At 68.0% G+C, this 19,513-nt stretch carries 20 protein-coding genes and 2 pseudogenes; 9 read left to right on the top strand and 13 right to left on the bottom strand.

The window, feature by feature from the left end; all coding sequences use genetic code 11:
- The 3 genes from A5712_RS10705 to A5712_RS10715 form a co-directional block, all read left to right on the top strand.
- Positions 1-633: HNH endonuclease signature motif containing protein (locus A5712_RS10705; RefSeq protein ID WP_156766509.1), on the top strand; the 633-nt coding region annotated here is incomplete at its 5' end.
- Between the two features lie 107 nt (positions 634-740).
- The gene (locus A5712_RS10710) at positions 741-2,684 is read left to right on the top strand and encodes an NAD(P)/FAD-dependent oxidoreductase (protein ID WP_068104287.1); all 1,944 of its coding nucleotides are present in this window, start codon (positions 741-743) and stop codon (positions 2,682-2,684) included.
- 10 nt (positions 2,685-2,694) lie between these two features.
- Positions 2,695-3,720 (top strand): alcohol dehydrogenase catalytic domain-containing protein, encoded by a 1,026-nt coding sequence (locus A5712_RS10715; RefSeq protein ID WP_068104344.1) that lies wholly within the window; start codon positions 2,695-2,697, stop codon positions 3,718-3,720.
- Between the two features lie 7 nt (positions 3,721-3,727).
- Here A5712_RS10715 and A5712_RS10720 read toward each other — a convergent pair.
- Both A5712_RS10720 and dtd read right to left on the bottom strand, forming a co-directional pair.
- Positions 3,728-4,644: pseudogene (locus A5712_RS10720) on the bottom strand (class I SAM-dependent methyltransferase).
- A 47-nt stretch (positions 4,645-4,691) separates the two neighbouring features.
- Positions 4,692-5,123 carry a D-aminoacyl-tRNA deacylase gene (dtd, locus tag A5712_RS10725; protein ID WP_068104289.1) on the bottom strand — a complete coding sequence of 144 codons (432 nt, stop codon included), beginning with the start codon at positions 5,121-5,123 and terminating at the stop codon, positions 4,692-4,694.
- A gap of 51 nt (positions 5,124-5,174) precedes the next feature.
- Here dtd and A5712_RS10730 point away from each other — a divergent pair, with 51 nt between their 5' ends.
- Entirely contained in the window at positions 5,175-5,480 is a 306-nt protein-coding gene (locus tag A5712_RS10730) for an MTH1187 family thiamine-binding protein (protein WP_068104291.1), read from the top strand.
- On the opposite strand, the gene A5712_RS10735 is transcribed toward A5712_RS10730, so the two are convergent.
- Together A5712_RS10735 and A5712_RS10740 are read right to left on the bottom strand one after the other, a co-directional pair.
- Positions 5,477-5,974, bottom strand: a complete 498-nt coding sequence (locus A5712_RS10735) for a macro domain-containing protein (RefSeq protein WP_068104346.1) — start codon at positions 5,972-5,974, stop codon at positions 5,477-5,479. The genes A5712_RS10730 and A5712_RS10735 overlap by 4 nt on opposite strands.
- A gap of 43 nt (positions 5,975-6,017) precedes the next feature.
- Entirely contained in the window at positions 6,018-7,394 is a 1,377-nt protein-coding gene (locus tag A5712_RS10740) for an adenylate/guanylate cyclase domain-containing protein (protein ID WP_068104293.1), read from the bottom strand.
- A 54-nt stretch (positions 7,395-7,448) separates the two neighbouring features.
- Between A5712_RS10740 and A5712_RS10745 the strand changes: the two genes are divergently transcribed.
- A complete protein-coding gene (locus A5712_RS10745) occupies positions 7,449-8,738 on the top strand; it encodes a competence/damage-inducible protein A (protein WP_068104296.1) in 1,290 nt (429 codons plus the stop codon).
- A 2-nt stretch (positions 8,739-8,740) separates the two neighbouring features.
- Here A5712_RS10745 and A5712_RS10750 read toward each other — a convergent pair whose 3' ends face one another.
- The gene (locus tag A5712_RS10750) at positions 8,741-9,937 is read right to left on the bottom strand and encodes an MFS transporter (RefSeq protein ID WP_369830382.1); all 1,197 of its coding nucleotides are present in this window, start codon (positions 9,935-9,937) and stop codon (positions 8,741-8,743) included.
- A gap of 131 nt (positions 9,938-10,068) precedes the next feature.
- Between A5712_RS10750 and A5712_RS10755 the strand changes: the two genes are divergently transcribed.
- Positions 10,069-11,136 carry an amidohydrolase family protein gene (locus tag A5712_RS10755; protein ID WP_068104299.1) on the top strand — a complete coding sequence of 356 codons (1,068 nt, stop codon included), beginning with the start codon at positions 10,069-10,071 and terminating at the stop codon, positions 11,134-11,136.
- A 29-nt stretch (positions 11,137-11,165) separates the two neighbouring features.
- Complete coding sequence (locus A5712_RS10760) at positions 11,166-11,558, top strand: phage holin family protein (RefSeq protein WP_068104301.1); 393 nt, start codon at positions 11,166-11,168, stop codon at positions 11,556-11,558.
- A gap of 3 nt (positions 11,559-11,561) precedes the next feature.
- On the opposite strand, the gene A5712_RS10765 is transcribed toward A5712_RS10760, so the two are convergent.
- From A5712_RS10765 to A5712_RS10800, 8 genes and pseudogenes are all read right to left on the bottom strand, one after another.
- Positions 11,562-12,344 carry an enoyl-CoA hydratase/isomerase family protein gene (locus tag A5712_RS10765; protein WP_068104303.1) on the bottom strand — a complete coding sequence of 261 codons (783 nt, stop codon included), beginning with the start codon at positions 12,342-12,344 and terminating at the stop codon, positions 11,562-11,564.
- The gene (locus A5712_RS10770) at positions 12,341-13,321 is read right to left on the bottom strand and encodes an FAD-dependent oxidoreductase (RefSeq protein ID WP_082973386.1); all 981 of its coding nucleotides are present in this window, start codon (positions 13,319-13,321) and stop codon (positions 12,341-12,343) included. The genes A5712_RS10765 and A5712_RS10770 overlap by 4 nt, the downstream gene beginning before the upstream one ends.
- 16 nt (positions 13,322-13,337) lie before the next feature.
- Positions 13,338-13,856: a hypothetical protein gene (locus A5712_RS10775; RefSeq protein WP_068104350.1), complete on the bottom strand. Its 519-nt coding sequence runs from the start codon at positions 13,854-13,856 to the stop codon at positions 13,338-13,340.
- A 352-nt stretch (positions 13,857-14,208) separates the two neighbouring features.
- Positions 14,209-14,652 (bottom strand): annotated as a pseudogene (locus tag A5712_RS31905) (Fur family transcriptional regulator); the annotation flags it as partial.
- Between the two features lie 261 nt (positions 14,653-14,913).
- Positions 14,914-15,399: a DUF4262 domain-containing protein gene (locus tag A5712_RS10785; RefSeq protein WP_068104305.1), complete on the bottom strand. Its 486-nt coding sequence runs from the start codon at positions 15,397-15,399 to the stop codon at positions 14,914-14,916.
- A 131-nt stretch (positions 15,400-15,530) separates the two neighbouring features.
- Complete coding sequence (locus tag A5712_RS10790) at positions 15,531-16,025, bottom strand: SRPBCC family protein (protein ID WP_068104307.1); 495 nt, start codon at positions 16,023-16,025, stop codon at positions 15,531-15,533.
- The gene (locus A5712_RS10795; protein ID WP_068104309.1) at positions 16,025-16,654 is read right to left on the bottom strand and encodes a nitroreductase family protein; all 630 of its coding nucleotides are present in this window, start codon (positions 16,652-16,654) and stop codon (positions 16,025-16,027) included. The genes A5712_RS10790 and A5712_RS10795 overlap by 1 nt, the downstream gene beginning before the upstream one ends.
- Before the next feature lie 19 nt (positions 16,655-16,673).
- Entirely contained in the window at positions 16,674-17,156 is a 483-nt protein-coding gene (locus A5712_RS10800) for a carboxymuconolactone decarboxylase family protein (RefSeq protein WP_068104311.1), read from the bottom strand.
- 198 nt (positions 17,157-17,354) lie between these two features.
- Between A5712_RS10800 and A5712_RS10805 the strand changes: the two genes are divergently transcribed.
- Positions 17,355-18,044 (top strand): hypothetical protein, encoded by a 690-nt coding sequence (locus A5712_RS10805; RefSeq protein ID WP_231982095.1) that lies wholly within the window; start codon positions 17,355-17,357, stop codon positions 18,042-18,044.
- Between the two features lie 9 nt (positions 18,045-18,053).
- Entirely contained in the window at positions 18,054-19,487 is a 1,434-nt protein-coding gene (locus tag A5712_RS10810; RefSeq protein ID WP_068104314.1) for a class I adenylate-forming enzyme family protein, read from the top strand.
- Positions 19,488-19,513: the final 26 nt, after the last annotated feature.

The raw sequence follows: 19,513 nt of genomic DNA on the forward strand, positions 1-19,513 counted from the left end.
GTCGTCGACGACACCCCTGATGAGCAGGCGATCCGCCGCGACACCCGATCGACGGCCCAGCGCAACCACGACGCGTTCCTGGCCGCGCTGCGCGCCCTGTTCGCCTCCGGAAAGCTAGGCACCCACAACGGCCTACCCGTGTCGATCGTGGTCACCACGACGCTGCGGGATCTTGAGGCCGCCACCGGCAAGGCCCTGACCGGCGGCGGCAGTTTGGTGCCGATGTCCGACGTCATCCGCTGGGCCGGCCACGCCCATCACTACCTGGCGATCTTCGATGACGCCAAGCCGATGGCGCTGTATCACACGAAGCGGCTGGCCTCACCGGCACAACGGATCATGCTCTACGCCCGCGATCGCGGCTGCACCAAACCGGGCTGCGACGCCCCGGCCTACCACAGCCAGGTCCACCACGTCCGCGGCTGGACAACCACCCACCGCACCGACATCGACGACCTCACCCTGGCCTGCGGACCCGACAACCGCCTCGCCGAACACGGCTGGACCACCCGCACCAACACCCGAGGCGAAACCGAATGGATCCCCCCACCCCACCTCGACCACGGCCAACCCCGCACCAACAACTTCCACCACCCCGAACGATTCCTCCGCGACACCGACGACGACCCTTAGCGGCTCTTGATCGTCTCGGGCGTCACGCGGTAGCGTGGTGCTGCCAATTACGAAACCGTGCGTAGCGTAATTCCCGGGCGCCCCGTCTAACGGAAGGAATCGGCTTGATGCGCAGCCGTTACGCCGGCCGTCCGTTCACCACTTCGACGGCCGAAATCGCGGCCGCGCTCGAGGATGTCAGCGTCCCGACGCTGCTGCTTTCGCTCGTCCACATCACCGGCGACCCTCGGTTCATCCGCGACTTCAAGCCCATGGGGATCTTCCTCAACGAGGTCCAGGGGTTCATGTCGGAGGAGGACAAGGCCCGGGCCCGCGCGGCGGCGCTGCCGGTGATCACCGACTACCGGGACCGCGGTTGCCCCGAGCCCGAGCCGCTGAGCCTCGACCTCATTCGCGAGATGATGGACTGGGCCGCCTGCGAACACGTGACCGACGACTACCTGCCGTTGATCCTGGAGGAAATGGATCTCGAGGGCGTCGATCCCCGCCGCCCGGCAGCCCTGCCGGCACAATCCGCCGCCGAGCTTCCCGTGCTGGTGGTCGGCTGCGGCGAATCCGGCATCCTCGCCGGAATCCGCCTGAAACAGGCCAACATCCCGTTCACTATCGTCGAAAAGAACGCCGGCCCCGGCGGAACGTGGTGGGAGAACAGCTATCCCGGCGCCCGCGTCGACGTCGCAAACCATTTCTACTGCTACAGCTTCGAACCCAACAACGACTGGACTCACTTCTTCGCCGAGCAGCACGAGCTGCAGGACTATTTCACCGAGGTGATGAACAAGCACGACCTGTCCGAGCACATCCGGTGGAACACCGAGGTACTCGCGGCCGAGTGGAACGACGGCGACGGTGTCTGGAGCGTCTCGGTCCGCAGCGCCGACGGCGAGACGAGCACACTCACCGCGCGGGCCGTCGTCACCGCGGTCGGACAACTGAACCGGCCCCACCTTCCCGAGTTCGACGGAGCCGACAGCTTCGAGGGACCCTCATTTCACTCCGCCGCCTGGGACCACTCGGTCGACCTGACGGGCAAGCGCGTCGCGCTGATCGGGGCGGGCGCCAGCGGATTTCAAATCGCGCCCGCGATTGCCGATCAGGTCGAGCGCCTGACGGTGTTCCAGCGGACGGCGCAATGGATGTTCCCCAACGCCATGTACCACGACGAGGTCGGCGACGGCGTGCGCTGGGCGATGCGTCATCTGCCGTTCTACGGCCGCTGGTATCGGTTTCTCGTGCTGTGGCCCGGCGCCGACAAGGGCCTGGACGCGGCCGAAGGCGACCCGAACTACGCCGACCAGGACTACGCCGTCAGCGACATCAACGCCGCTGCGCGAATGATGTTCTCGCAGTGGATCACCAGCCAGGTCGGCGAGGGACACGAATTGCTGGACAAGGTGCTGCCCGACTACCCCGCCACGGGCAAGCGGACCCTGCAGGACAACGGCAGTTGGCTGCGGACGCTGCAACGGAACAACGTCGAGTTGGTACGCACACCGATCCGGCAGATCACACCGCACGGCGTCGTCACCGAGGACGGCGCGACATACGACGCGGACGTGATCGTCTATGCCACCGGGTTCCGGCACACCGACGTGCTGTGGCCGCTGAAGGTGCGGGGGCGCAACGGGATTGACCTGCACGAGATGTGGGGGAGCCGCCCGTATGCCTACTTGGGCATCACGGTGCCGGGATTCCCGAACTTCTTCATCATCTACGGACCCGGCACCCACCTCGCCCACGGGGGCAGCCTGATCTTCCAATCCGAACTGCAGATGCGCTACGTCGACCAGTGCCTCAGGCGGCTGGCCGAGGAGAACCTGCATTCGATCGAGCCGAAGGGCGAAGCCGCCACCGCATGGCACGAGCGGACACAAACGCAGATCAAGAAGATGGTCTGGTCGCACCCGGCGGTCAAACACTCGTACTTCAAGAACGCCGACGGCGAGATCCACACCGTCAGCCCGTGGCGCCTCAACGAGTACTGGGCCGCGGTGCGCGAGCCCGACTGGTCACAATTCGTTGTGCGGCAGGAAAGTGAGCAGGGAAAGTGAGCACACCACCATGCGCACGGTAGTCGTCGACGGACCCCGCAACATCCGGGTCGAGACCCGCCCCGATCCCACGCTTCCCGGCCCTGACGGGGCCATCGTCGAGGTCACCGCCGCCGGCATCTGCGGATCGGATCTGCACTTCTACGAGGCCGATTTCACCATGCCCGATCCGATCGCGCTGGGCCACGAAGCCGTCGGCACGGTCGTGGAGGTCGGACCCGAGGTACACACGGTCAAGGCCGGCGACCAGGTCATGGTGTCCTCGGTGACCGGCTGCGGCCACTGCCCGGGGTGTGCCACCCGCGATCCGGTCATGTGCTACTCCGGGTTTCAGATCTTCGGCGGCGGCCTGCTCGGCGGGGCGCAGGCCGATCTGCTCGCCGTGCCCGCCGCCGACTTTCAGCTGCTGCGGACGCCCGAGGGGATCAGCACCGAGCAGGCGCTGCTTCTGACCGACAACCTGGCAACGGGCTGGGCCGCCGCGCAGCGCGCCGACATTCCGTACGGCGGCACCGTGGCCGTGATCGGCCTGGGCGCGGTCGGGTTGTGCTCGCTGCGCAGCGCGCTTTTCCAAGGCGCGGCAACGGTTTTCGCCGTCGATCAGGTCGATGGCCGACTGGATCGCGCCGCCCGGTGGGGCGCCACGCCGATCAAGGCGCCGGCGGTCGAAGCGATCCTCGCCGCGACGGGGGGTCGGGGCGCCGACGCGGTGATCGACGCCGTCGCCACGGACGCGTCGCTGACCGACGCGCTCAATGCGGTGCGGGCGGGCGGCACCGTCTCGGTGGTCGGTGTGCACGATATGAATCCGTTTCCGCTCAACGCGCTCGGCTGCCTGATTCGCAGCATCACCCTGCGGATGACCACGGCGCCCGTCCAGCGGACCTGGCCCGAGCTGATCCCGCTGCTGCGGTCCGGCCGGCTCGACGTCGACGGAATCTTCACCACCGCACTGCCATTGGACGAGGCGGCCAAAGGCTACGCGACGGCCGAGGCGCGCTCCGGTGACGAGGTGAAGGTCCTGCTAACGCCCTAGTCCAGGCTCACGCCGAGCGCGTCGCCGTGATGTATTGCGAGTGCATGAAGGCGTCGATCTTGACGTCGACCTCCGGCGGGGTCAGCCCGTAGCCGGCCTGCAGATCCAGCGTGTTGCGGACCGGTTCGACGGCCCAGCCGTGTCCGGCGAGCCAGTCCGCCGGGTCGGATTTGGGTTCGTAGGTGAGGGCGGAGAAGTCGACGTCGCCGGACATGTTGACCCCGGGATGGTCGGCCTCCAGGGCGGCGAGCTGCTGGCGGTCCAGCCGCGATCCCAGCGCGCCGATGGCGATTCGGCTGCCCGGCGCGCTGAGCCCGCTGATGCGGGTGAAGAGCGTGTTCTGGGCTTCGTCGGTGAGGTAGGGCAGCACTCCCTCCACCGACCAGGCGCTCGGTGCTTCCGTGTCGAAGCCGGCCTCTTCCAATCGCCGCGACCAGTCGGTGCGCAGGTCGGCTCCGACCTCGATCCGGCGGGCCTTGGGCGTGGCGCCCTGCTCGTCGAGCACGCGGGCCTTGAATTCCAGGACCTTCGGCAGGTCGACTTCGAAAACCGTTGTGCCATCCGGCCATTCGAGGCGATAGGCCCGCGAATCCAGTCCGGCCGCGACGATCACCGCTTGCCGAATGCCCGCGTCACCCGCGGACACGAAGAATCGTCGAAGAACCGTGTTTGCACGCCGTACAAGCGGGGGAAGGCCGTCTCGTCGTCCGAGGTTCCCGGATTGGCGAGCACGCCCGCCAGATACGGGTCCTGCGAGGCGGCGATGAATACCTTCGCGTAGTCGTCTCGGACCAACGGCTGGCGGCTCACGGCGTGCAGCGCGCGCCATCCCGCCACCAGCAGCGCGGTGTAGCCCACGCCGCTGACGATGTCCCACTGGTCGTCGTCGGAACGAAGCGACCCGAATTCAGGTGTCGTGCTCATAGCGGATTCAGCCCTCCCGACTCACCAACGTACCTGCGCGGCCACCGTCAAAGTTCCAAAGCGACCGTGACCGGGCCGTCGTTCACCAATTCGACTTGCATGTGCGCGCCGAACACGCCCGTCTGCACCTCGGCGCCCAGCGCCCGCAGCGCCTCCGCGAACGCCGTCACCAGCGGTTCGGCGAGCCCGGCGGGCGCGGCGGCGTTCCACGACGGGCGCCGGCCCTTCGCGGTGTCGGCGTACAGGGTGAACTGGCTGACCACCAGGATCGGCGCGTTGACGTCGGCCGCGGACCGTTCGTCGGCGAGTATGCGCAGATACCAGAGCTTTTCGGCCAGCCGCCGCGCCTTGTCGGGGTCGTCGCTGTGGGTGACGCCGACGAACGCCAACAAGCCCTGGCCGTCCGGCCGGACGGCTCCCACCACCCGGCCGTCGACCGAAACCGACGCCGACGAGACCCGTTGCACCAGAACCCGCATGGCCCTCGATGCTGCCAGGCTTGCCGCGAAAAGGTTGGGTAGGCTCGTCACGTGTCCGTGCTCGTCGCGTTTTCGGTCACCCCGCTGGGCGTCGGAGAGGGCGTCGGCGAGATCGTCGCCGACGCGGTCCGCGTGGTTCGCGAGTCCGGGCTGCCCAACAGGACCGACTCCATGTTCACCGTGATCGAGGGTGACAGCTGGGGGGAAGTCATGGACGTCGTGCAGCGCGCCGTCGAGGCGGTGGCCGCTCGCGCGCCGCGGGTCAGCACGGTGATCAAGGCGGACTGGCGGCCCGGCGCGCACGACGCGATGACGCAGAAGGTCGCGACGGTCGAGCGTTATCTCTCCGACGGTTAAGCCTGCTGCACCGCGTCGCGGAACGCCCGCTCGGCCGCCTCGCCGTGGACCGCGAACACCACCTTCTCCAAGGAGCTCGCCCGGTGCCGACGGGCGGCGTCGACCATCAGCCGCGCCGCGTCTTCGAGCGGGAACCCGCCGACGCCGGTGCCGAAGGCCACCACGGCCAAGGAGCGGCAGCCGAGTTCGTCGGCCTTGCGCAGCGTGGAATCCGTGGCGCGCGAGATGATGTCGGCCGAGGTCGGGCCGCCGAGTTCCATCGTCGCCGCGTGAATCACAAAGCGCGCCGGCATGTCGCCGGCGGTGGTTTCGATGGCTTCGCCGAGCCCGATCGGCGCTTTCTCGGTCGACTCACGCTGTACCGCGGGTCCGCCGGCGCGGGAGATGGCCGCGGCGACACCGCCGCCGTGCCGCAGTTGGGTGTTGGCGGCGTTGGTGATCGCGTCGACCTCGAGCTTGGTGACGTCGGCTTGCGCTACCTCTAGCTCGATCATCGGCTCATTGTCGCGCAACAGGTCAACCCGGCACACCTGGCGGCTAGGGCGTCCTGGTCTCCTTCTCGCGGACCAACAGGTAGAGCCGCCATAAGTCCGGGACACCTTTGAGCTCATACTCACCGCGTGCTGCGAACTCGCGCCCGGAGCCGGCGACGATGTCGCGCACCGTCGAGGACACCAGCACCTCGCTCGGTCCGGCCAGCGCCGAAACGCGCGCACCGATGTGTACGGACAGTCCGGCGACGTCGTTGCCGCGAACCTCTATCTCGCCCGCGTGGATGCCCACCCGGACCTCGACGCCGAGCACGCGCACCGCGTCGACGACGGCCTCGGCGAACGAGATTGCGGCACTGGGACTCGCAAACGTCGCGAGGAATCCGTCACCGGCCCGGTTCCTTTCGGTCCCGCCGAATCGCCTGATTTCCCGGCGGACCGCGGTGTCGTGCCGGTCGAGCAGATCCCGCCAGCGTTGGTCGCCGAGCTCCGCGGCGCGCAGGGTGGCGCCGACGATGTCGGTGAAGACGATGGTGGTGAGCACGCGCTCGCTGTCCGAGCCCCCGCGGACACCGGTGATGAACTCCTCGATTTCCGCGAGCATCGCCCCGGCGTCGCCGACCCAGTACAGCGAATCTTCGCCCGGCAATTCGACATAGCGTGACCCGGCGATGTGCTCCGCGAGATAACGACCGTTGTCCGCCAAAATGAATTTCACGCGATCTCGATGCAAGACAAGGGTTTTCACGCCGATGCGCGGGAGCGTGTCGCGTACGTCGCTCTCGGTCACGACCTTGCTGACGGCGCGCGCCATGCTCGGCGACGCAGCGCGGTTGCCGGCGATGTCCCACCACGCGCGAAACGCGTCGTCGCGGGCGACGCTGGGCGCGATGATTCCCAGCACGTCGAACCCCTGTTCAACCGCGTCGGGCTCGATCGCGACGGACGTGAACGGGTCGGTGGCGCTCGGCCGGGCCCCGACGGGGTAGTCGGGCGCCCACAGCACCCGCGCCGTGCCGTTGATGACCACCAGGCTGCGCACCCGGTCGGGGTAGTCGGCGGCGAGCACCAGCCCGCTCATCGCGTTGTAGCTTGTCGCGAGGATGGACGCCTGCTCGGAGCCGACCGCATCCATCACCGCGATCGCATCCTCGGCCCAGAACTTCGGCCCGATCATCTCCAGCGACGGCACTCGCGACGACAGGCCCATCCCGCGGAAATCGAAGCGGATCACGCGGCTGAACGACGCCAGACGCCGGTAGAAGCGGTACAGCGAGGGTTCGGCGTCGATGGAGTCGATCGGTATCGATGGTCCGGCCAGCAAGACCAGATCGACCGGGCCTTCCCCGAAGACCTGGTAGGCGATGTCGATGTCACCGCATCTGGCGTAGCGAATCCGCGGTGCCGCAGACGTCCCGGCCACGGCCTCAGGCTAGTTCAGTCAACCGGCCGACGGCACGCCAGTAGGCTCAACCCGGTGAGCGCACGCGCGGGCATAGTCGTCACCGGAACCGAAGTCTTAACCGGGCGCGTCCAGGACGCGAACGGGCCCTGGATCGCCGATCGCCTCCTCGAGCTGGGCGTCGAGCTGGCGCACATCACCATCTGCGGCGACCGCCCGGCCGACATCGAGGCGCAGCTGCGCTTCATGGCCGAGCAGGGCGTGGACCTGATCGTCACCAGCGGCGGCCTGGGCCCGACGGCCGACGACATGACCGTCGAGGTGGTGGCGCGCTTCTGCGGCCGCGACTTGGTCCTCGACGAGGCAACCGAGAACAAGATCGCCGAGATCCTCAAGAAATTGATGGCCCGCAATCCCGCGTTCCAATCCGCCCTGGATCCCGGCACTTTCGAGTCCATCAGGGCCGCCAACCGCAAACAGGCGATGATCCCCGACGGCGCGCAGGTGCTCGACCCGGTGGGCACCGCACCGGGTGTGGTGGTGCCCGGCAAGCCGACGGTCATCGTGCTTCCGGGACCGCCGCGCGAGCTTCAGCCCATGTGGGACACGGCAATTGAGACGTCCGCCGCGCAGGAGGCGATCGCCGGCCGAACGACCTACCGGCAGGAGACGATCCGGATGTTCGGGCTGCCCGAGTCGGGGCTGGCCGAAACGCTGCGCGACGCCGAGAAATCCGTTCCCGGCTTTGACCGCCTGGAGATCACCACGTGCCTGCGGCGCGGGGAGATCGAAATGGTCACCCGCTACGAGCCGGACGCCGCGGACGCCTATGCGCGCCTGACCGAGGTGCTGCGCGACCGGCACGGACGTCAGATCTACTCCGAAGACGGCGCAAGGGTCGACGACCTGGTGGCGCGGTTGCTGCAAGGCCGCTGGATAGCGACGGCGGAATCCTGCACCGCGGGCCTGCTGGCGGCGCGGCTGACCGACCGGGCCGGTTCCTCGGACTACGTGGCCGGCGGCGTGGTGTCCTACTCCAACGACGCGAAGGCGCAACTGCTCGGCGTCGACCCGGCCCTGATCGAGAAGCACGGCGCGGTGTCCGAACCGGTGGCCGAGGCGATGGCACAAGGCGCGCTCAAGCGCTTCGGTGCGGACACCGCCGTCGCGATCACCGGGATCGCCGGCCCGGGCGGGGGAACCCCGGAAAAGCCCGTCGGGACAGTCTGTTTCACAGTGATGCTCGCCGATGGCCGCACCGATACAAGAACGCTGCGGCTGCCCGGCAACCGTTCCGACGTCCGTGAGCGGTCGACGACGGTGGCGATGCACCTGCTGCTGCGAATGCTGAGCGGCGCCGAATAACCTCACGTCATTTCGGTTGGCAGGAAAGCGCTTTCGGAGGTGCCGAACCGAATCCCCGTGGCATCCTTGCCGATCAGCGTGAGGAAGGCCACGGCGATCAACACCGGCACGATCGTCGCCGCCAGCGCGAAGGGGTAGCCGTGCGACTCGGCCAGGTGTTCCTGGATGGGCAGGTTGAACGCGGCCAACAGGTTCCCGAGCTGGTAGGTCACGCCGGGGTAGAGGCCGCGGATGGCGTCCGGGGACATCTCGGTGAGGTGAGCGGGAATCACCCCCCACGCCCCCTGCACGCAGAGCTGCATCAGGAACGAGCCGAGGCACAGCATCGCCGCGCTGTGCGAGTAGGCGAACAGCGGCACGATCGGCAGGCCCAGCAGCGCGCAGAAGATGATGGTGTAGCGGCGGCCGAACCGCTGCGACATCGTGCCGAAGAACAGCCCGCCGATGATCGCGCCGACGTTGTAGACGATGACTATCCACTTGACGGTCGCGCTGGGCAGGCCGGCGCCATGATTGCCCGTGGCGCCCAGGAAGGTGGGGTAGACGTCCTGGGTGCCGTGGCTCATCCAGTTGAACGCGGTCATCAGCAGGACCAGGTAGAAGAATCGGCGGATGATCGCCCCGTCGCGCAGCACGTCGCGGATCCTGGTGCTGGTGAGCCGCATCTGGTCCTGCGCGGCCTCCCAGACCTCGGACTCCTCCACCCGGTATCGGATGATGAGGCTGATCAGTGCCGGGATGATGCTCAAGGCGAACAGCCAGCGCCACGACAGCCCCAGCCAGTTCATCACCAGCAGCGACGCGACGCTCGCCAGCAGGTAGCCGAACGCGTAACCCTCTTGCAGCAGCCCGGAAAAGAACCCGCGCCGCTCCACCGGAACCTTCTCCATGGCCAACGCGGCCCCGAGCCCCCACTCGCCGCCCATGCCAATGCCGTACAGCAGCCGCAGGATCACCAGGACAGTGAAATTGGGGGCGAACGCGCACAGGAAGCCGACCACCGAGTAGAACATCACGTCGACCATCAGCGGGAGGCGCCGCCCGACGCGGTCGGCCCACAGCCCGAACAGCAGCGCGCCGACGGGGCGCATGATCAGGGTGGCCGTGGTGACGAACGCGACCTCCGCCTTGCTGATGTGGAACGTCTTGGCGATGTCGGCGTAGACGAGCACGACGATGAAGTAGTCGAAGGCGTCCATCGTCCAGCCGAGCAACGCCGCGACGAACGAATTCCGCTGATCGGCGGTCAACTTCTGCCGAGAAGGTTGTGTTGTCACTTCAGCATCGTTGCAGTACCGGGCGGCGATGCGCGAGAGTAAGTTCCGGATACATGCGAATCATCGATGCCGATGGACACGTCGCCGAGAACTCCTCGCTGGCGATCGAAGCGATCAAACGCTGGCCCGACCACGTCAGGCCCAGCACGGACGGCCGCCTGCGGTTGGTGTTCGAGGGCCGCAACTATCCGGAGGACGAGGGTCCCGGTGCGGGTTGCCCGCCCGAACACGGGATCAGCAAGGCACCCGACATCAATTGCCGCACACCCGAGGGGGTGCTGGGCGATGCCGACCGCGATCACATCGACACGATGGTGCTGTATCCGAGCATGGGCCTGTGTGCGCCCAGCCTCGAGGACCCGGAATTCGCCGCGGGATTCTCGCGGCTCTACAACCAGTGGATCGCGGATTACTGCGCGTCCTCGCAGGGCCGGTTGCTCGGCGTCGCCGTTACCCCGATCGAACACGGCCAGGCTGCGATCGACGTCATGACGGAAGCCAAAGAACTCGGGCTGGTGGCGACGCTGGTCCCGCCGGCGCTCAAGACCCGCAACCTCGACCACCCCGACCTCGATCCGTTCTACGCCGCGGCCGTCGAACTCGGGATGCCGCTGGGCGTTCACGGTGCCCCCGGCATCCACCTGCCGAAGATCGGCGTGGATCGCTTCACCAATTACATTCAGGTGCACTGCATCAGCTTTCCCTTCGACCAGATGACCGCGATGACCGCGATGGTTTCCGGCGGCGTCTTCGAGCGGCATCCCCAGCTGCGGGTCGCCTTCCTCGAGGCGGGCGCGGGGTGGGTCCCGTTCTTCATCGATCGCCTGCATGAGCATTACGAGAAGCGGGGCGACTGGGTCGAGCGCGGCTGGCGTCGCGATCCGCACGAGTACCTGGCCGCCGGCAACATCTTCGTGACGTGCGAGCCGGAGGAACCGATCCTGCCCGGCGTGATCGACGTGCTCGGCGCCGACTTCATCATGTTCGCCAGCGACTACCCGCACTGGGACGGCGAATGGCCGGAGAGCACCAAGCACCTGCGGACCCGCGCGGACATCAGCGAGGAGGCACGCGAAAAGATCGGCGGCCTCAACGCGCAGCGCTTCTACAACCTGAACTAAACCGGCCGCCGGGTGGCAGGATCTCCCGCATGGGACCTTTCCTGCTTCGCGCCGCGCTCACCGGTATTGCAATGTGGATCGTCACTCTCTTCATGCACGGAATGAGATTCGTCGGCGGCACCACCACGTTGCAGACGGCGGGCATCATCTTCGTCGTCGCCGTGATCTTCGGTCTGGTCAACGCGTTCATCAAGCCGGTCGTCCAGTTTTTGTCGATTCCCCTCTACATCCTGACCCTCGGGCTCATCCACATCGTGATCAACGCGTTGATGTTGTGGATCACCGCGTGGATCACCGCGCACACCACCCACTGGGGACTGCAGATCGACCACTTTTGGTGGACGGCGATCTGGGCCGCGATCCTGCTGTCGATCGTGAGCTGGGTGCTGTCGCTGGTGATCCGCGACGTCACGCGCGGCTGAGCTTCACCGGGCCCGCCAGCGCGGCGGTCGCTTCTCGGCGAACGCGCGCGGCCCCTCCTTGGCGTCGTCGGTCTCGAAAACGCGGTCGCTGTGCCGGGTTTCGTTGTCGTAGGCCGACTGGAGGTCGAGCGCCAACCCTTCCACGGCCGACTGCTTCGTCGCGAACACCGCCAGCGGCGCGTTGGCAACGATGCGCTCGGCGAAGTCGTAGGCGGTGTCCATCAGTTGATCCGCCGGGACCACCCGGTTGATCAGTCCCATGGCCAGGGCCCGTTCGGCGTCCACCATGTCCGCCGTCAGCAGCAGCTCCATCGCCCACGGGTAGGGCAGCTGGCGCGGCAGCCGCACGGTGCTTCCGCCGCCGGCGAACAGGCCGCGCTTGGGCTCCATCACCGCGAAGCGCGCGTCGGGGACGGCGACGCGAATGTCGGTGGAGGTCAGCATCTCGAAGCCGCCCGCGACGCACGTCCCGTTCACGGCGGCGACGATCGGCTTGTACACCGGGAACCGATGCAGGACGGCGTGGATGGCGTCGTCCTTGTTCCACCCCTCGGGCCTGGGCAGGTCACCGGTGAGTTCGGGGATGAACTTCTTGAGGTCGGCGCCCGTGCAGAAGTCCCGGCCGACGCCGGTGATTACCGCCACCCAGGCCCGTTCGTCGTCGCGGAACGCCGCCCAGGCGTGGGCCAAGTCACGGAAGTGCGCCATATCCAACGAGTTTCGCGTCTCCGGGCGGTTGATCGTGATGGTGGCGACGTGGTCGTCCAGCAGGTAGTCGATGCTCACCGCGCGACCCCGCCGACCAGACGCACCACGTCGCGCGCGCAACCCCACGACAGGGTCACACCGTTGCCGCCGTGGCCGTAGTTGTGGATGCACCGGGCCCGCCCGAGCGGTTCGGCTTCCACCCGCACCGACGGCCGGTCCGGACGGAGCGCGGTGATCGTCTCGATCACCTCGGCATCGCCGAGGCGTGGCTCGATCCGGCGGCACCGCTGCAGGATGCGGTCGGTCACCTCGGGGTCCGCGGTGGTGTCCCAGCGGTCGGCGATGCTGATGCCGCCGCACACCACCCGCTGCGGGTGGGGGAAGAAGCACGTCCACTCCGGCGCCTCGTTCAGCTCGATAAACAATTGCCGCAGGCCGGGATTCGTTAGCACGACGTGCTGACCGAACCGCGGCCGCATGGTGTCGTCGCCGGTCAGCGCTGCGGCGCCGAGCCCGGCGCAGTTGACGACGATCGGTGCGGCGTCTGCGGCCTCGGCCAACGACCCGACCGGACGCTCCTCGATTTCGCAGCCGGCAGTGGCCAGGCGCCGGGTCAGGTAGTCGAGGTAGTCCGGCATGTCGATCATCGGCATCGTGGCGCGGAAGCCGGCGCCGAAGCCCGCCGGGACGTCGGCCGGGTCGGCCGGCCGCAGGTCGGGGATGAGCTCGCCCGCCGGCGCGGCCGCCTCGGCGCCGATGAATTCCCCGACGGCCAGCGCCGGTGCCATGCGAACGCCGGTGCCCGGGTCGCCGGCCAGTTCGCGGAACACCCGCAGGGAATGCTCGCTCCAACCCAGGGTCGCCGCGGCGCGTTCGGCGGGCCGCGGGGGAGCCCACACCGCGCCGGCCACCGCCGAGGTCGTCTGTTGTGGCATCGCGGCCGCCCACACCCGCACCGGCCAGCCCGCTTCGGCCAGGCTGATCGCCGACGTCAAACCGCTGACGCCGGCCCCGACGACGACGACCGGCTGCGGCTCACCCGCATCACTTGCCAACGGCCGCGGACTCCCGTCAGGAATGGGGGGGTTGCTGGCCGTTCTGGCCGCCGAGCAGCCCGTTGAGGATGCCGAGAGTGCCTTGCACACCGGCGGGCGGCGCGCTGGGAGGCAGTGCGGCGTCGGGGGTCAGCTGCCAGGGCTGGCAGCCCGTCGTCTTGAACGACTTGTCGCCCGGGTCGATCTGCACCACCTGCGGCTTCTTGCTCATGGCGTTGTCGACGAGGTTGCCGTCGGGGTTGCTCGTCCGCTTCCAGTAACAGGTGCCTTCGCCGACGGGCCCCGCCGAACTGTAGATGCCCGGCGCGATGTCCGTGCCCACCGCATACGTGCCGTCGTGGTCGATCGTCGTCTTCGGTGCCGATGCGGGTGACGCGGCCGGCGAAGGCGACGGTCCGGGTGAGGCTGTGGGCGACGGCGACGGCGACGGCTCAGGATCGGCGCCGGCCACACCGGCCGACAGGCCCCAGCCGGCAAGAAGCAGCCCGGCGGCGGCACATCGCGCCGCCACGGATGCTTTCCCGGTGAACCCCATGAACCAGCAGCTTACCGGCGCGAGCAACTCATTTCACATCGATGTTGCCCGAGCGCGCAACGGAAGGCTCGACGCGAGGCCCGTTGCTGGCCACCGTGGCATCGGCGATGTCGTAGCGAGCCCAACCGGCGTTGGCGCCCAGCCCGCCTGTCCCGATTCCGGACGCCCTCAGCACGGTATTGGGCGTGAGCGGGCCGGGGGCAATCCATCCCGCAGCCGCCGCGGCCGGCGCCGGCAACGGAATCCCGTTGCCGTGGGGTGGCGGGCCGTCGTCGCTCGGGCAAGGCGCTTGCTCCGGGACGTCGGCCGCGGGCTGGTGAGCATCGTCGGCTCGCGACCCGTCCGACGCCCAGCAGTCGGGACACAGGCCCCAATAGATGACCTCGGTCTGGTCCAGGTGGAAGCCGCCGGCGTCCGAAGGGGTCAGGCAAAGTGTGTCACCGACGGCGCAGTCCACGTCCGCGATGTCCCCGCAACTTCGGCAGACCACGTGATGGTGGTTGTCGCCCACTCGAGTTTCGTAGCGCGCAACCGAGCCCGGCGGCTGAACCCGTCGCAACAGCCCCGCGTCCGTCAGCGCATGCAGGATGTCGTACACGGCCTGCCGGGACACGTCGGGCAGGCAGGCGTGCACCGCTCCGATGAGCGTCTCGGTGTCCGCGTGCGGATTCAGTTCAACCGAATACAGCACCGCGATGCGCGGGCGGGTCACACGTAGGTCCGCCACACGTAGGCGCTCCGCGTAACGCGCCGCCGAAGGTGTCTGGACGAGGTGGAAGTCTTTTCTGGAGTTGATCAATGTCTTCTGACTCCCTCCCTCAGGCCTGGGAAACCCTTGGCGTCCGGCACCTGATGAGATCGGAACTGTCACGGCGGAGCCAACGCTAGGGCGCCTTTTTCGGAAGCGGCAGGTTTTCTCACAAATCGCGTCAGCCTTTTTGAACGGCAGTCGAATACCGGGACCAAACATCGGGTCCGCGCCGTAAAAGGCTTCGAGTTGAACGAGATTCGCTCGCTAGATGGACGAGCGGTTTGCTTTAGCGCACATTGGCGCCCCTCATCGTGACGAGTCCGTGCCATCCGCTGCGACCCGCGCGCCCAGCACTGGTTGTGTGCCTCGACCATCGTCGAACGCCGGCGACCACGGCCAGCGACCATGCGAGTCCACCCACACCACCTGAAGCGCCGTCATCTCGTCGCCGAAAATTGCGCCCGCGAAAATCAGATACACGTCGGGGTGCTCGACCTCGACCATTTCGACGAGAGGTCCGGCGGGCAGGCCGATCCGCATGCCGGGGGTCGGCCGCTCGCCCTTCACCGCTCGCCGACCGAGGGTGTTCAGCATCCGCGCCGCTCGGCGCGGTGCGACGCCCGTGACCAGGAGCTCGGGCAGCCCGTAGCGGGTCAGGCCGATCGTGTACGCGAACGGCATTCGATCGCTCTCCACGTACTGCACTGCCCAGCCGCTCTCGAGCATCGTCTGGCGCAGTTCGGCGAGGTACTCCTCGGTGGTGGCGCCCGGGTTGTCGCACTTCCAGCACATCGCATGTCCCCTTTCATCGTGCTTGCCGCCACGATGCACCAGGGGTATGACATGTTTCGGACGCGCGACCCGCGCGCGCGAAAGACGTTGTAGGAGAAGTACTTTAGGAGAAGTAGTTTAGGCGAATTAGTTTAGGTGAGCCGGCGCACTTCCCCCGCGTAGCCCAGCGCATGCTCGTACACCTCGAGGTTGTCGCGGGAAATCCTCGCGTGCACAGGGCGCTCCAGGAAGAAGCGCAGCACCGGGTTGTAGGCATGGTAGGTCTCGTGGAAGGTCAGCACGGTGGTGCCGTCGGGCTGCTCCTCGAGTTCGTGATAACCCTCCGCGCGCGACCACAACGGCGCGCCGACCGCCACGTAGCGCGACAGCTTGTTGATCTCGGCCTCGGTCACGCTCTCCCAGGACCGCCCCTTGCCGCCGGACAGCAGGTATTTGGGAACCGGGAAGACGCAGGTGCGCACCAGGCCCTCGCCGGCCTCGTTGCCTTCGTTGAGGATCTCCATGCTGCCGGTGGGCCAGGTGAGGACTCGCGGCCGCGGCGCGTCGGGCGGCGCCGGCGGGTGAAGCACCCGCCATACCTTTTTCGGCGGCGCGTCGACGTGGAATCGCACGGTGTAGGACTGCATCAGCTCGCTCCCCAGCTATTCCAATAAGTGATGGTCTCCGCGGGTGGGCGTGAGGCCGGCCGGAAGTCGGTGCCGATGGTGTAGGCGACCGGGAACAGCGCGGCCTGGGTCGCCGTCGGCGGGATGCCGAGCAGCTCGGCCACTTGTTGCTCCTTGGCCAGGTGCATCGTCGTCCACACCGATCCCAGCCCACGCGACCGCAGGGCCAACAGGAAGCTCCAGCCGGCCGGGATGATCGACGCCCAGGCCGACGCGGCGGTCAGCAGGTTCGAGTTGTCGATGCGGTTATCCAGGCAGGGGATGACGTGCACGGGGACCCGGGCCAGCGTGTCGGTCAGGGCCAGCGCGCCGGCGTACACGCGCTGGGTCTGGGGATCGGAAGCCTCCTTGGCCGCGTACGCGAGGTACTCGGCGCCGACGCTGCGGTAGATGTCGCCGATCGCGGCGCGCTTGTCGGCGTCCGTGATCACCAGCCATCGCCAATCCTGCGCGTTGCTGGCGGTGGGGGCCTGCATGGCGAGCCGGATGCACTCGAGGATCACCTCGCGTCCGACCGGCCGGTTCAGGTCGAGGCGTCTGCGCACCGCCCGTGTGGTGGTCAGCAATTCGTCGACCGATGCGAGGTCCATTGGGTCCTTCCCGACGGGGTCAGAGGTCGATGGCACAGGACTGGTCGACGCCCAGGACGGTCAGCGAACGCCCCAGGCCGAGAAACACCGCGACACACAGCGTGAGATCGAGGATCTCCTCGTCGGAGAATGACTCCCGCAGCCGGCCGAAGAACGCGTCGCCCATCGACGCGTGGTCGGTGGCGAAGCGCTCCGCGTATTCGATGGCCAGGCGCTGGCGCGTGGTGTAGCCGGGGTAGCTGGCGTAGGCGGCGACGTTGTCGTACAGCTCGGGGGCGACCCCCGCGTCCAGGACCGACTGGGCGCGGAAGTCCGAGCAGGCGACGCAGTCGTTGATCTGGGCGATTCGCATCCGGGCCAGCTCCCGCTCGTCGGCCGGCAGCATGCTCTGCTGGTATGCGCCCCGGATCATGCGCTCGACCATGGAGCCGAGCTGCGGTCGTAGCGACCAGATCATGGCGGCTTCGCCGCCCGGGCCATCCGGAACATTGACTCGGGCCATTCGTGAACTCCTGCCCGCGGAAGATCGTTACCTAGTGGAGCAAACCAGATTCTCAACTGGGCTGTCTAGGTCGGCCCCCGCATGCGATCGTGCATAGGCAACCCGGCGCCGCCGCGAAAATCTGGTTGGCTACGGTCCGTTGATTGAGGGCGCTCATCGGGCGGGCGTCCCGAATTTGGAGGTCGGTGCGTGCTGTTCATGCACGAGGTGCATAAGGTCCGTGGCCGCAGCGAAGATGACTTCGAGGCCGCGTTTCGAACGGGCTGGATGCCAATGCTCGCCGCCGGGAACGACGCGCGGTTGCTGTGGTACACGAACCAGGCCCACGGCAGTGGACCCGCCTACACGGTGATCACCGTGACCGCCGTTCGCGACGGCGCGGCCTGGGAGCGTCTGACCCAGCGGGTCCAGAAGGGCGATCTCCAGGAGTGGATGCGCCACCTCGACGAGCTCCGCCACGAGGTCGACGCCAAGCTGCTGGTGCCGCTCCCGTGGTCACCACTGCAGGAGGTCCGCCTCGAGGAGGTGCCGGTCGACGGGCGCGAGCACGAGATGAGCCTCTACATGGAGGACACCATGTGGCCGTACGAGGACAAGTTCGAGGAGTACATCGTCAGATGCGGCGAGGTCTACGCCAAGAGCCTCGACCAACCGTCATCCATGCTGAGCATGCACGCCTCGTTTCAGCCCGCCCTCGGCAGCCACGTGCGCCGCGAGGTGATCCTGATGCAGCGCATCAGTAGACCGGAAGCGTTGCTCGACCTGCTCCGCACCCACATCCCCGCCGAATACCGCGCCCCCGGGACCTGGATGTACGACGCGCTGGACCTGCGCGACCAGTGGACCAGCCGGTTGCTCCGAACCTCCGCCTGGTCGCCGCTGCATTAGGGACCGCGGATGAACACCGGGACGATCCACGAGGCCGCCGCCATCGGCGATCCCGCCCGGGCTGCCCTGATCATCGACGGGCGCAGCATCAGCTACGGCGAACTGGCCACGACGGTTCGGCGGTGCGCCGCCACCCTGGCCGACCGGGGCGTGGCGGCCGGCGAGCGGGTCGCGGTCGTCGACAACGGCAGCCTGATGTCGATCGCGACCGTGCTCGCCGCGCCGCGCCTCGGCGCCGCGGCCGCGCTGATGAATCCCGCCCTGACGCCGCCGGAGCTACAGGGACTTCTGAAAAACGCCGGCTGCGCCGACGTCGCGGTCGCAGGGGAGCAGTACGCGCAGCGGGTGCGCGAAGCGGGTGCACCGACCGTCCTGACGGCCGCCGACGTCGCGGCTGACGTCGCCGAGCCCGACCCGCCCGCCGGCGAGGGGGAGGCGCTGGTGCTGTTCACCAGCGGCACGACCGGACTCCCCAAGGCCGTCGGCATCTCCACCCGGCAGCTCACCGCGCGGATCAAGGGAATGGCCGCGCCGTTCCGGGCGGACGCCGCACCTGCGGTGGGCCTGATGTGTGTCCCGTTCTTTCACGTCGGCGGCTCGCTCGGCACGCTCGGCAGTCTGTACTCGGGCAACACGTCGGTGGTGCAGCCGCGCTTCGACGCCGGCGAGTGGCTGCGGCTGGTGGCGCGGCACCGGGTCACGGCCACCTTCATGGTGCCGACGATGCTGCAGCGCATCCTCGATCACCCGGACTTTGCGACCAGCGACCTGTCGTCCCTAGTCGCCATCGCGTACGGGGCCGCCGCCGCGCCAATTGCGTTGGTGCGCAGGGCGATGGCCGCGCTGCCACACGTCGCGTTCGCCAACGTGTTCGGCCAGACCGAGACGCTCGGGGCCTACACGACCCTGCTGCCGCAAGACCACCGGGATCCGGCCCGGGCCGGTTCGGTGGGCCGGCCGCTGCCGGGGGTCGACGTGCGAGTGGTGGACCCCGTCACCGGCGACGACGTCGCACCGGGAACGGTCGGCGAACTGTGGGTGAACACTACGCAGAACGTCACCGAAGGGTGGCTGCACACCGGCGATCTCGCCCGGCGGGATGCCGACGGCTACATCTTCCCGTGCGGCCGGCTGAGTGACACGATCAACCGTGGGGGAGAGAAGTTCGGCCCGGTCGAAGTCGAGGAGGCATTGCGTTCCCATCCTGCGGTGAGCGACGTCGCGGTTGCCGGCGTCGCCGACGACGAGCTCGGCCAGCGGGTCGGGGCGGCCGTAGTTGCCTGCGCCCCAGTGACACTCGAGGAGCTGCGGTCGCACTGCCGCGAGCTGATCGCCTACTTCAAGCTGCCCGAGCGGCTGGCGATCGTCGACAGCATTCCTTACAACGCGACCGGCAAGGTCAGCCGCCGCCAGATCGCCGCGCTCATCTTGCACGAGACATGAGCTAGTGCCTGAACTCAGGGAGTGTT

This window comes from Mycobacterium sp. E2327 (assembly GCF_001672675.1).
Classification (GTDB): domain Bacteria; phylum Actinomycetota; class Actinomycetes; order Mycobacteriales; family Mycobacteriaceae; genus Mycobacterium.

Bases quoted from the DNA above. Each gene is read 5' to 3' on its own strand.
- A5712_RS10710 (WP_068104287.1), top strand. From the start codon at position 741: ATGCGCAGCCGTTACGCCGGCCGTCCGTTCACCACTTCGACGGCCGAA.
- A5712_RS10715 (WP_068104344.1), top strand. From the start codon at position 2,695: ATGCGCACGGTAGTCGTCGACGGACCCCGCAACATCCGGGTCGAGACC.
- dtd (WP_068104289.1), bottom strand. From the start codon at position 5,123: ATGCGGGTTCTGGTGCAACGGGTCTCGTCGGCGTCGGTTTCGGTCGAC.
- A5712_RS10735 (WP_068104346.1), bottom strand. From the start codon at position 5,974: ATGATCGAGCTAGAGGTAGCGCAAGCCGACGTCACCAAGCTCGAGGTC.
- A5712_RS10750 (WP_369830382.1), bottom strand. From the start codon at position 9,937: ATGGACGCCTTCGACTACTTCATCGTCGTGCTCGTCTACGCCGACATC.
- A5712_RS10755 (WP_068104299.1), top strand. From the start codon at position 10,069: ATGCGAATCATCGATGCCGATGGACACGTCGCCGAGAACTCCTCGCTG.
- A5712_RS10760 (WP_068104301.1), top strand. From the start codon at position 11,166: ATGGGACCTTTCCTGCTTCGCGCCGCGCTCACCGGTATTGCAATGTGG.
- A5712_RS10775 (WP_068104350.1), bottom strand. From the start codon at position 13,856: ATGGGGTTCACCGGGAAAGCATCCGTGGCGGCGCGATGTGCCGCCGCC.
- A5712_RS10785 (WP_068104305.1), bottom strand. From the start codon at position 15,399: ATGTGCTGGAAGTGCGACAACCCGGGCGCCACCACCGAGGAGTACCTC.
- A5712_RS10790 (WP_068104307.1), bottom strand. From the start codon at position 16,025: ATGCAGTCCTACACCGTGCGATTCCACGTCGACGCGCCGCCGAAAAAG.
- A5712_RS10795 (WP_068104309.1), bottom strand. From the start codon at position 16,654: ATGGACCTCGCATCGGTCGACGAATTGCTGACCACCACACGGGCGGTG.
- A5712_RS10800 (WP_068104311.1), bottom strand. From the start codon at position 17,156: ATGGCCCGAGTCAATGTTCCGGATGGCCCGGGCGGCGAAGCCGCCATG.
- A5712_RS10805 (WP_231982095.1), top strand. From the start codon at position 17,355: ATGCACGAGGTGCATAAGGTCCGTGGCCGCAGCGAAGATGACTTCGAG.
- A5712_RS10810 (WP_068104314.1), top strand. From the start codon at position 18,054: ATGAACACCGGGACGATCCACGAGGCCGCCGCCATCGGCGATCCCGCC.